Below are 12,539 nucleotides of genomic sequence, written 5' to 3'. Positions count from 1 at the left end.
CTTTTGTGGGTGTTAGTACATTGATTCCATGGGCGTTGATTCCTGCGGCTGCTATTTGTAATGTTAGTCCGTTTGAGTTAGCTAGACGGAATTTGTTTCCTGTTTTAATTGGGTTGGCTGTTACTACTGTTGTTGCGATTTTCTTGATTTAACTTAAAAATATAAATACCCCATCAATGTAAGAAACACTACATTAATGGGGTATTTACTTTTTGTTTATTTAAGCACACCTTTTAAAATAAATCCAAAAGTGATTCCAAATAGCATTGATGTTAATGTTCCAAGTAAAAAATATTCTGCCCAATCTCGATCATCCATTTGTTTAAATCTTGCAATGGATTTTGCTGTTACGATAAATGCAATTGCTGGAAATGCATCATTAAAAGTTAATAAAACTACTAAAATCCTTTCAATATAGCCAATGACCTTTCCTCTTGTTAAATCATGGTTTTTAATAATCATATAGTTATATTCTTCAACTAAGCTTTTTGAGAAAATTGGACTTTCTTGTGCGACATCTTCTTTCCTCTCATTTTTAAATAAATACTTCCCCTCAAAAGTCGCTAATTGATTTGGCATACTTCCTAAAAGAAATTTTATAATATGACCACTAACACTTGTAGTTAAAATCAATATAATGACAATCGTTATAAACGTATTCATTTGATTTAATTGATACCCATTATTTGTAAATATCTCTATTACTCTATTAATAAAGAAACTAAATTTCATACCAAAATATAGTTTACAAATAACGATAATTGTTAAAAGATGCAATATTTGATCGATAATAAAAAAATACAAATCACTATTAAAATGTTCAAAATATTTTCGAGTCTTTCCTAAATCTAAGAGTTTAATCTTTATGTAATCTATTAAATAATGCAGTACTACTATTGAAAGAACTGGAAGCAAAAATAGTCTTGTGAAATTTGAAAAATTAAAATGTAAAAACCATATTAAGCCAAGTGTGATTAGCGTTAATATAAAGTGATGCATTATATGAAGGTTTAAATATTTATTCTTATTCCGAACCATTTTATCCGTTTGAAAGTAAAAATCAGCTATTAAATGTGATAGAAATAAGCTTAAAAAAATCATATTTCATTTTCCTTTCTAAAGGTAAACCAAATTACAATAATTCAACAATGTTCTCACTTATTAAGCTTTTAATTTTTATATTTAAATCGTTGCTAATAGTTTTCAAGTCTTGCGTTTCTTTAGGATTTGTTCGTTTTTGTATCGAATTAAGTACTAATTGAATTTCGTCAAATGTATTCAATATTTCTCCACTATTCCCTTTTCTAAAGTGGCTGGAAATCGTTGCAGGAGTTTTATCTAAAATTGAAGCAATTTTCTTTTGCCTCATAAATATTAAGTACAATGAACAAATAATCTCCTGTAGATCAGTTTGATTCTCAATTAATGTATTTTGTAATGTTAATAACAAGTTAAACATCTTTTCAAACTCAAATAGTTCGTCCTCATTATTTAAATCGGTTAATTTAAAACTAAACTTAGGTCTATTTGAGGTTCTTTTTAAACTCTCATTTGCTAAACGTGCCTTTTTTAACAAAGGATGAATCCATGTTTCTAAATCAATTTCATCTAATTCCAAATTTATATTTCCAAACGTTAAACCAAAATATGGTTGATTGTCTTTATATTTCCAAATTCGACTTATATAGAATGCAAGAACATATGCACTAGAATAGTGATTACTAACTAATACTATTTCATCTCCCATACGGTGCTTTACGATTGTTTTTACAACCCCGTCTGTCCACTCGTTAATCATTTCAACTATTTCTTTTAAATACATAGATAATTCTTGACCAAATACCTCATCATAAGATGAATTACTTACATCCATAATAAAAATAGACACAGGAGTTTTCATAAAAATTCCATCCTTTTCAAATTAAGCATTAATAATAAATCAGATTAAATAAACTAATTATTTATAAATTAGACTATTTAATCTAATTATATCTTAATAAGATAATATAACCTAATTTTTCTGGTAGGAATCTATTTAAGTAATTGTGAAATTTCTATGAAACTCTACCAAATTTCATTTGATAAATAGTCGTAATTGAAATCATAATTTAAAAAAGAGAACTAACCCCACAAAAATAATGAATATTTTTTGTTTGATCAGATCTCAATTAAATTAATATTTACTTACTGATAAACCTTCACACATATCCGACTCCTCAAAACATACTCCTCATCAAAAACTCTCAATCTAATAAACTCATTTACAGAACTAACCTTCTCAACCCACACTTCCTCATGAGTAGCAACCACCTTCAAATCATCCCCATGCCAATTAAACGAAAACTCCAAACTCTCCCAATCAACCGGTATCCTAGGTGAAATTCTTAATTCCCCATTCAACATACGGACTCCCCCAAATCCATTTACTACGCATTGCCAAATCCCACCTAGTGATGCCGCGTGAATCCCATGATCGCTTGTTTTCATATTAGGTCCAAGATCTATTTCCGCTGCACGTTTAAACAGTTCATATGCCATTTGGTCATCCTTCATATCACATGCCAACACACAATGAGTAGATAATGATAAAGAAGAATCATGTAATGTCTTCGGTTCATAATAGTTCCAGTTAGCTCTTTTTACATCTTGATTAAATAAATCTTCCAGTAGATAAAATAAAATCATAATATCTGCTTGCTTAGAAACTTGTAATTGATTTACTTGATCGAGGTTGTAATCCTTAAACATCGATCCTATGTTTTCTTGATTTTTATATTTTGATAAATCAATTGTCTTTAACGTTAAATATGTATCATCCTGTGGAATTACTAAATCCTCTTCCCGAGGGCCCGGTAAATATATTTTTCTAGCCTTTGCTTCCCATATTAAATAGTTCATCCCTAAATCTAGTTTTCTGCTAAGCTCAGAAAATAAAATTGGTTCGTTTTTCTCAAGTTTATTGAAGTATTCCATTGCCTTTTTTATATTCCAATAAGCCATATAATTCGTAAATGCATTATTGTCCACGTGCTCTTTATATTCATCTGGACCAACAACTTGATTAATATGATACTCCTCTGTTTCGTCATTCCATTCTAAACGCGAAGACCAGAAGATTGCTGTGTCAAAAATGATCTCATAACCGTATTTCTGCATAAAATCAACATCATTTGTGATTTGGAAATATTGCCATGTTGCATATGCAATATCAGCTGTAATATGTTGTTCAATGAAACCAGACCAAATTTTTGTGGCTTCTCCTGTTATAATATCCGCGGCACCCCAAATTGGCGTCACTTCTCCGTCCTCTAACCATGCAGATTCCCAAGGATACATCGCACCTTCATATCCATTTTCCTCGGCTTTTCTACGAGCACCTTCAATCGTATGATAGCGATATTCTAATAAGCTTCTCGCTTTAGTTGGATTCGTATAGATAAAGTATGGTAGGACGAAAGTTTCTGTATCCCAAAAAGTGTGACCTTTATAGCCTTCACCTGTTAATCCTTTTGCGCCAATATTCATTCGGTTGTCATGTACAGGTGTTGAAACAGTCAAATGATACTGCGCAAATCGAATCGCTAATTGATCAAAATCATAATTTGAATTGATTGTAATTGGCGTATTGTCCCATACTTGTTCTTTCCAAGCTTTTACATGGGATTGAAACAGTTCATCATAATTTTGTGTTCCCAATTCTTTTATATGATTTAAGGATTTAGTCATTAAACGATCCAAGCAATAGGATTCTTCCATCCACTCTCTATCACGGCTTGTGAACACATTCGTAATTTTTTCAAATACGATTTTCTCGCAATTATTCACTTGTATTGGTTTAAAGTCTTGAAAGATTTTTCGCCTTTCCATCGAAATCATTGCATCACTCTCGATGACTTCATCACCTATTTTCACTGAATGGTAAGAATTGAAAACAAAGTCAATTTCTGACTCAGTTGTTGTTTGTACTAATTGCATATACTTCCCATCGTACAAACGCTTTTGTCCTTCAGTAAAATGCTGTGCACCGCTATTCGTCACTTGTGCATTAATCCCAGAAGTGACCACTACCTCAGCACAATTATTCAAAGGAGTAATTTCAACTTTTTGAGCAATTACATGCAAATCATCCAATGAAACAAATCGTCTAAAGACTATCTCAAAAACGCTACCTAATGGTGAAACCCATGTAATTTTACGAACTAATTCAGCGTTTTTAAGATTCAATGAACGTTTATATTCAACGATTTTTCCTTGTTTTAAATCAAACACTTCATTATTTAATTTTAGATCAAACCAAAGAACATCGGCTGCATTTGGAAGCTCGGTCACCTCGTTTTCATCAAACTTATTAAACGTACCAGCAACAAATAAATTACGAGTTTCATTTACATACCGTTCCTCCATCGCTGCCCGCTGACCCATATAACCATTTCCTAAAGCAAAAATAGCCTCACATTTCCCCAAGTACTCAGGATGAAATTCCGTCTCTGTAATAATCCAATTTTTGTATTCACCAGAACCGCTTTGATAATCCATAATCTTATTCGTCATCAACATACTCCTAACTTTAAATTAATCGATAAAATCAAATTCATCTTAATCAAAACGTTTTGGAATAACAATGGATATTTATTGAACTTTTTAATTTTTACTGTTATATAATTAAATTATTAACAAACAAAACGTTTTGGAAAAAGGTGAAAAACTATGACTCTACTTGATCAATTTATTGCTAGTTTAGGTTTTCAAATTTCAAAAATAGCAAGTTTTCGATTTCAATCATTTTGGAAAGCTCTCTTTTATTTACTCATTTTGATTTTACTTTCAGGCTCTATTATTGCTGCCACAAAACTTTCAAAATCAGAGTCGATTGCTAAACAAATTCAAAATTTGCCGAATGATTTCATAATCAATTCAGAAGGGGCTACATCATTAAACGAAGTCCTTCAAATCAAATTACCTCAAGTCGATACAGTCATTGTCTTAGGAGAAAACTCCTCACAACAAGTCTCGTTACAAGGCTTTAAAAATGTAATTTATTTAGATGCGAAAAACTGGTCGGTTGGTAGAGTTAGTTATCCAACAAAACAATTGAACTATGAATACTTCCCTTTTTTGAAAGATAAAGAATTAACTAAAAGTGACCTTATTCAAATTAGTAAAAATCTCGATGAAACAATAAAAACTTTTACTCCACTCTATCAATATGTTCATCTATTTTTAAATTTGATTGTTCACTTGCTTCTCATCAGCATACTCGCTTTCGCAGGAAGTAGTTTCAGAAAACTTCTGCCAATTACATACAAAGAAGTTTGGATTATAACTTGTTACGGTATAACTGCTCCAATTCTCGTTAAAACTTTCATCGAACTTTTAGGCTTTACGATTCCGATGTTGACAACTTTTTACTGGATTGTAGTCGCCCTCTTTTCAATATTGACTATTAGACATATTCATCTTTCAGAAGAAATAGTTAATCAAGCATCATAAAAAAAGAGATTGATCAATTATTGATCAATCTCCTTTTATTAAAGTAACAACGGATTCCCTTAAAATTAAATCATTTTTTACTTCAATGACTCTTTCTGAATCCTTTTCTTCAAAAATATCAATTAACAGATTGGCTGCAGCAACTCCCATCTTATACGGGTACTGCCCTACAGTCGTCAAACTTGGCGTCACATATTGTGATAGTAAAATATTATCAAATCCAATAATCGATAATTGTTCAGGAACAGCTAAACTCAATTCCCTAGCAGCTTGCAATGCTCCAAGCGCCATTACATCACTTGCACAAAAAACTGCTGTTACTTCAGGGAAATTCAAAAGTAATGTAATCATTGCTTGCTTCGCTTTATCTTCTTCAAATTCTCCGCTTACAATCAATTCTTCACGCAATTCGATACCGTGTTCTTTTAATGCCGCTTCATATGCTTGCTTTCGAACTTTACTAACATGAGCGTGTTCAGTTCCGTTTAAATAAGCAATGTTTTTATGACCAACTCGAAGTAAATATTTTACTGCATTTTTAGCACTTTCAAATTGATTGGATGTGACGTAACCGTTCTGTTCTCCTTCACATGGTATATCTATTAGTACGCAAGGAGTTGAACTATTAACTGCTTCTTCCAAATATGGATCATTCATTTTTAACCCTTGAATAATGACCCCATCCAACTGTCTTTCGGCACAAATTTGTTTATACGTTTTATTTCTTTGCTTTGTAGTTGTCGTACTTAATAACACAAACTCGTATTCAGTTTTTGCGAGATAATCCGACACTCCACATAATATTTCAAACATAAATTGATCTTTAATACTCTCACGTTTTATATCCGATACAATAAATCCAATTGTTTTCGATTGTTTCATGACTAAACTACGAGCCAATATATTTGGGCTATATCCTAGTTCATCTGCAACTTGAAAAATTTTATTTCTCGTTTCTTCATTTACATCAGAATAACCATTTAATGCTCGTGAAACTGTCGTAATTGAAAAGCCAGTTGCTTTAGAAAGATCTTTTAATGTAACTGCCAATGCTAACACTCTCTTTTCAAGTTAATCTTGTATTTTAAGTAAATTGACCTAAAGGTTTTGAATCAATAATTTTTACTAAATTGTTATTTCTATACTTACTAGAATAAATGATTTCATCGTATTCTTCAATGACATCTAATTCATTTTGTAAAAAAATAGACATAAATTCACGAAATATCCGAAACGTTTTGGATATATAATGAAGTTGCTTAATGACAGTGATTGCGTTTTCAATCCCACCATTTTAAGCAATTAATTTTTTACTAAAACATATATTTCAGGAGGTTTTTTTAATGAGATTTTGGAAACCTGCAACAACTTTATTAGTATCCTCAATGCTTCTAGTTTCTGCTGGATGTGGTAACAAAAGTGACAACGAAACTAAGGATTCAGGCACCAGTTTAAAAGGGAAAACAATCTCGGTTGGTTCGTGGAAAGGAACGGAAGCCGAAGTAACGACTTGGGATAAAATTCTTAAAGACTTTGAAACAGATACTGGTATTAAAGTTCAAAAGAAAATTTATAACGACTACGCAACTCAATTACAAACTGACTTAATCGGCGGTACTGCTCCAGATGTATTTTATGTTGATTCAATGTTAGTTCCAGAATTATCCGCACAAGGTGTATTCGAACCTCTAGATAGCTACATAGATAAAACAAAAGATTTTAATAAAGATGATTTCTTCAAACCAGCTTATGATGCTTTCACAGGTAAGGATGGAAATCAGTATGGTATCCCGAAAGATTTCTCAACATTAGGCCTCTATTATAATGAAGATTTACTGATGAAAGCTGGTTTAACACCTGATGATATTCCAACTGATTATAGTAAATTACCTGAATTCTTAAAAAGCTTACAGCAAAAGCTTCCTAAGGGCGTTGCAGCAGGAACAACAGCCGCTGAGTTAGCACGCCATCTATTTATTCTCCAATCAAACGGCACTGATATTACCGATGACAAAGGCTATGCAGTTTTAACAAAACCTGACCAACTCGCTGCAATTGAGCCACTAATAACTGCATACAAAGATGGATCAATTAAACGTCCCGCTGACCTTGGACAAGGCTGGTCTGGTGATTCATTTGGAGCAGGAAAAACAGCTTTAATGGTTGAAGGAAACTGGGCGATTGCTCACTTAAACCAAAACTTCCCAGATGTAAAATTCGGTACAAAAGAAGTACCTAAAATTAATGATAAAAACGGATCAATGATGTTTACAGTAAGTTACTCTATGAACTCAAACTCAAAAGAAAAAGATGCTGCATGGGAATTTATTAAATACGCAACTGGTAAAAAAGGAATGAAAACTTGGTCTGAAGGTACTAGAACATTACCATCAAGAAAATCAGTTTCAGAAGAACTAAAATTCGGTGAAGATAAAATACTTAGCCCATTTATTGCCGCTGGTACATATGCAACACCATGGCAAAAAGGTGACACACTTTCAATTATCGCGCGCGAATATAACAATATGCTTCCATCTGCATTAAAAGGTGAAATGACTATGCAAGAAGCTATGAAAAAAGCTGAAGATGCTGCAAATAAAGATATTAAAACACAGTTAAATAAGTAATTTGAAAATCACTTGAGGGGGCAGATTTAAAAGTCAGTCCCCTCTACCTTTATAAGTAAATTTTAGTAAAGGAGTTCATTATGTCTAGTACCGAAATCAGTTCACCTAAACGTTCAAGGTCAAGAAAAACAAAAGTAAAATATAAAGCCCATGAAACAATCCAAGGTTATGGATTCATGCTTCCAACTTTAATCGTTTTACTTGTTTTTACTTTATTACCAGTTTTATATTCTCTATTTCTATCCTTCACAAAAGTAAATTTATTCGGCGGAATTAGCTATGATTGGGTCGGCTTTAAGAACTATTCAAATGCCTTAAAAGATGAAAGATTGTGGATTGCCTTTAAAAACACTCTACGATATGTAGTGTGTGTAGTACCGATTCAAACCGCAGTTTCACTTGTCATCGCCGCTGTACTGAACTCAGGCATAAAATTTCAAAAAACATTTAGAACAATCTTTTTCTTACCTACCCTTACATCAAGTTCAGCACTAACAATGATCTTTATGTTCTTATTCAGCCTAAATGGTCCATTTAATAATATACTCGTCAAAATTGGTATCCTAGCTGAGCCAGTTAACTTTATCAACGAAACAAACTTTGCCTTAACAACCATTATGATCATGAATATTTGGTCAACCGTTCCTTTTTTCATGACGATTTATCTAGCAGGACTCCAAGACATCCCTCATTCACTTTACGAATCAGCAGAGATTGACGGAGCAAACGCATGGCAAAAACTAATTAAAATTACGATCCCAAACTTAACACCTATCACAAACTATGTACTATTGATGGGAATCATCGGGACATTCCAGCTATTTGACCAAGCCTATATCATCTCAGGCGGATCAGGTGGACCGAGCAATGCAACTTTAACATTCTCACTAATAATCTATCAATATGCATTTAAAACAATTGGCACAATGGGCTATGCATCTACCCTAGCCATCCTATTAACGATCCTTATCTTTGCAGTCTCAATGCTCGCCCGCAAATTAAACAAAGAAGAATCTTTATATTAAAGGAGTGAAAAGTGTTGAAGAAAATGAAATTCACTAGAGTATTAACCTATACCGTTCTAATCATCTATGCCCTAGTCACACTTTACCCATTCCTTTGGGCAGTCCTAGCAGCATTCAAACCATACAAAGAAATCGTCGGTGGAGGCCTAGCCTTACTACCAAACGAACCTACTTTTGACAATTTCAAATATATATTCACAAGAGACCCATTATTTACAAGATGGATCTTCAACTCATTCCAAATCGCTGCAATTGGAATGATCGTAAATGTCATTTTAAACACAATGTCCGGCTATGCTCTTGCAAGAATTCGATTTCCCGGAAGACACTATATCTTCCTATTAATCTTGGCCTTAATGATGGTACCTGGACAAATTCTATTAATACCAAACTATCTCATTATGAAATCACTTGGATTACTTGATAACTATTCTTCACTAATCATTCCAGGTGCAATTAACTTCGCCTACATATTTATGATGAGACAATTCTTCGTAAATTTCCCAAAAGAAATCGAAGAAGCAGCCTACGTTGAAGGCCTTAGTAAATTCGGTACGTTTTGGAGAGTCGTATTCCCTGTTGCAAGAGCATCGGTTGCAACACAAGCAGTATTCGTATTTTTAGCATTCTGGAACGAATTCATGAAACCATTGCTTTATATTACTTCACCACACAAATACACATTAACACTTGGACTTCAGTCGTTTCAAAGTCAAAACGTTACACAGTGGAATTACATAATGGCAGCTTCAGTAGTTTCAATCATTCCAATTATCATTATTTATATCTTATTAAATCGATACTTTATGCAAGGCTTCAGAGTCGGCAGTGATAAATAAAATGGAGGTATTTTCATGGGAAAAATAGAGGCAGTAATTTTTGATTTGGATGGTGTTATAACTGATACAGCAGAGTTCCATTATATTGCTTGGAAGCAACTTGCGGAAGATTTAGGGATTTCGATTGATCGGGATTTTAATGAAACATTGAAAGGCGTTAGTCGAACGGAGTCTTTGGAAAGGATTCTTGAGCTTGGTGGACGCCAAGATGATTTTAGTGCTGAAGAAAAAGATGAGTTGGCGACTAAGAAGAATCTTCATTATGTTGAGTTATTAGAGCAGATTACGCCGGCTGATTTACTTCCCGGTATTGAGGATTTTTTGAAGCGAATTAGATTAGCAGGTTTGAAGATTGGGATGGCTTCAGCTTCTAGAAATGCTTTTTTGGTTGTTGATAAGTTGGAGATTGGTGATTATATTGATCATATTGTGGATGCTGCGTCTGTGAAGAATTCGAAGCCTGATCCGGAGGTGTTTTTGCGGGCTGCGGAGGCTTTGGGGGTTTCTCCTGATAGGTGTGTTGGGATTGAGGATTCTGTGGCTGGGGTTGAGGCTATTAATAATGCGGGGATGTTTTCGGTTGGGATTGGAGATTTGAAAATTCTTAGTCGAGCAAATCTTGTATATAATTCGACAAATGAATTGAATATAGAACGAATTGTTGAGTGCTAAGTTTAGATAAAATAGATTATACTACAGTTCAAAAACTTGATAACTTTAAACTCGAAAAGGCAACTAACTCTTAAAAGGAGTTAATTGCCTTTATATTATATCTTTAAACTACAACCTTCATATATTGAGTGATAATCTGTCATACTATTATTCTTTGAAACAATTCTTACATGCTCTCCATCCATCTGTTTTACTTAATTCATCGGCCCTTTCAGATAGTTTGATTAAATCATTCGAACAGTATTTTGGATGAAATGTATATCTTCCTTTGCGTGCTTGAACGTTTAAATGGTAACACCCTACACGATGAAGTACATTCCCTGTCGTACCTTTTGCATAATTAAAAACAAATCCATTTGTATTCACTTTACACCAATTTTCAAACTCATTATCTTGGTGCTTAATTTCTACAATCCTCTTATCCTCTAAAATTGGAACGTGCTCTTTTATACGGTCCCAATCTTTGAATTGTAGTTCACTATTTCTGTTTACTAGTCCGAGTTGACCACAATGATATACAGGAAACAATTTAAAATAAAAATCATTACTATGAATAATATGAGGATCTTTCTGATTTACGATTTCTTTAAATGGCATGATCTTTTCATTATACACTTTAACTACAGCTTCATATGCTTTTCTACCAAGCGTAATAGTGATTTCCGGTTTAATTGTATCCAATAATGGTCTCAGGAAATGTGAAGCACAGTTATTAAACCATTTAATTTTTACGTCTCCGGATAATCCTCCCTGTTTTAAACATAGAATTGCATTTGTAAAAAATAATTTATCATTTTCAACTGATACTCCAATTGATTCTAATAGTGCTACTAACCTTTGATTTGTGGCGTTATTAGGGTCACATACTCCTTTTGAAGATATATAACTATTTTCATCGCCCCAGTCTTGTCCAACCACGACTATCTTAGCATCAAGATCACCTTTCCATTTTGACCAAGCTCCAATCTCATTTACATCAAATTGTTTTTCCACCTCAAATGGATTTTTTAGCCCAACACATATTTTGCAATCTTTTCTTAAATTGATTAACTGATTATACTGTTTAGTAACATCACTTGTTCCCAATTAAACACCTCTTTTTGGTTACCCATTAGAAATTAAATAACAAGTTATAAATTTCTATTTTCAAGAATTTACTAATTTACAAATTCAACATTATAAACTCTTTGTCCTACTTATTATTTATCTTAAAATAAAAAATAGGATCTTTTATTAATGACTATTGTCTAATTCGGAGACACGATTTTTTCAAAAACAAAAGTCCTACTTAGTACTCTAGCAGGAGTTTTTATTTTAATAGTCTATTTACAAAAATCAAAAATTTAGAAGAATGTAAAACCCATCTCTTCCCTAATTAAAATATTATGAATTCAATATATGGTAAAAGATAGATAATTCCTCCAATTATATAAATAAATGCCTTCATAACCTTATTTTCTAAATAGTTATATAGTAGATTTTTCGAAGGTAATATTATCAAAAAAAGTAGAAATGAGATTGGAAATCTGATCATTATTTGGAAACTTAATAAAATAAGTATTAGAACTAATATTAATTGGCAAATGTACTTCATCTTAAAAAAAATTGATAAATTCACCTTAAACATCAAGCTTTTTTTTAAGAAATCCATTTCATATTTATTCAATTTTGTTAAGATGTTGTCGATTACAAATAAAATAATAAATATTATACCTATTTGATAATATACGTTACTCAATTTAAAGAATAATAGATTTAAAATAAGGATAAAAGTAATTCCTCTAATAATATCTCTGTGGTAGTACCTTATTTTTAATAGTTCTTTTATCAAATAAAATCTATATTCAGGTTCGTAATGTTTATATAATAATTTTGTTGTAGAGGTA

11 protein-coding genes and 1 pseudogene are annotated in these 12,539 nt (G+C 32.4%); 6 read left to right on the top strand and 6 right to left on the bottom strand.

The window, feature by feature from the left end:
- Window positions 1-152, top strand: a pseudogene (locus CN692_RS27255) (hypothetical protein); the annotation flags it as partial.
- A gap of 64 nt (window positions 153-216) precedes the next feature.
- Here the strand turns inward: CN692_RS27255 and CN692_RS21990 are convergent.
- The 3 genes from CN692_RS21990 to CN692_RS21980 form a co-directional block, all read right to left on the bottom strand.
- Entirely contained in the window at window positions 217-1,101 is an 885-nt protein-coding gene (locus CN692_RS21990; RefSeq protein WP_098121264.1) for a DUF3307 domain-containing protein, read from the bottom strand.
- 31 nt (window positions 1,102-1,132) lie between these two features.
- Entirely contained in the window at window positions 1,133-1,900 is a 768-nt protein-coding gene (locus tag CN692_RS21985; RefSeq protein WP_098121263.1) for a hypothetical protein, read from the bottom strand.
- Window positions 1,901-2,184: 284 nt separating this feature from the next.
- The gene (locus tag CN692_RS21980; RefSeq protein WP_179874514.1) at window positions 2,185-4,551 is read right to left on the bottom strand and encodes a glycoside hydrolase family 65 protein; all 2,367 of its coding nucleotides are present in this window, start codon (window positions 4,549-4,551) and stop codon (window positions 2,185-2,187) included.
- 156 nt (window positions 4,552-4,707) lie between these two features.
- Here CN692_RS21980 and CN692_RS21975 point away from each other — a divergent pair, with 156 nt between their 5' ends.
- Window positions 4,708-5,490, top strand: a complete 783-nt coding sequence (locus tag CN692_RS21975) for a DUF1189 family protein (RefSeq protein WP_098121262.1) — start codon at window positions 4,708-4,710, stop codon at window positions 5,488-5,490.
- Window positions 5,491-5,514: 24 nt separating this feature from the next.
- Here the strand turns inward: CN692_RS21975 and CN692_RS21970 are convergent, their stop codons facing one another.
- Entirely contained in the window at window positions 5,515-6,540 is a 1,026-nt protein-coding gene (locus CN692_RS21970) for a LacI family DNA-binding transcriptional regulator (RefSeq protein WP_098121261.1), read from the bottom strand.
- Between the two features lie 34 nt (window positions 6,541-6,574).
- Window positions 6,575-6,703, bottom strand: coding sequence for a hypothetical protein (locus tag CN692_RS26845; RefSeq protein ID WP_257144092.1), 129 nt, complete (start codon window positions 6,701-6,703; stop codon window positions 6,575-6,577).
- Between the two features lie 130 nt (window positions 6,704-6,833).
- On the opposite strand from CN692_RS26845, the gene CN692_RS21965 reads away from it, so the two are divergent.
- The 4 genes from CN692_RS21965 to pgmB all read left to right on the top strand — a co-directional run bounded on the left by CN692_RS21965 (window position 6,834) and on the right by pgmB (window position 10,653).
- Complete coding sequence (locus CN692_RS21965; RefSeq protein ID WP_098121260.1) at window positions 6,834-8,117, top strand: ABC transporter substrate-binding protein; 1,284 nt, start codon at window positions 6,834-6,836, stop codon at window positions 8,115-8,117.
- 80 nt (window positions 8,118-8,197) lie between these two features.
- Window positions 8,198-9,142 carry a carbohydrate ABC transporter permease gene (locus CN692_RS21960; RefSeq protein WP_098121259.1) on the top strand — a complete coding sequence of 315 codons (945 nt, stop codon included), beginning with the start codon at window positions 8,198-8,200 and terminating at the stop codon, window positions 9,140-9,142.
- A 23-nt stretch (window positions 9,143-9,165) separates the two neighbouring features.
- Entirely contained in the window at window positions 9,166-9,981 is an 816-nt protein-coding gene (locus CN692_RS21955; RefSeq protein ID WP_098121268.1) for a carbohydrate ABC transporter permease, read from the top strand.
- 15 nt (window positions 9,982-9,996) lie between these two features.
- Window positions 9,997-10,653, top strand: coding sequence for a beta-phosphoglucomutase (gene pgmB, locus CN692_RS21950; protein WP_098121258.1), 657 nt, complete (start codon window positions 9,997-9,999; stop codon window positions 10,651-10,653).
- 147 nt (window positions 10,654-10,800) lie between these two features.
- Here the strand turns inward: pgmB and CN692_RS21945 are convergent, their stop codons facing one another.
- On the bottom strand, window positions 10,801-11,739 hold the full coding sequence (locus CN692_RS21945) for a uracil-DNA glycosylase family protein (protein ID WP_098121257.1): 939 nt from the start codon (window positions 11,737-11,739) through the stop codon (window positions 10,801-10,803).
- Window positions 11,740-12,539: the final 800 nt, after the last annotated feature.

It is taken from the genome of Bacillus sp. AFS002410 (assembly GCF_002556365.1).
Classification (GTDB): Bacteria; Bacillota; Bacilli; order Bacillales; family Bacillaceae_G; genus Gottfriedia.
This window is presented reverse-complemented; position numbering and strand designations above follow the sequence as displayed.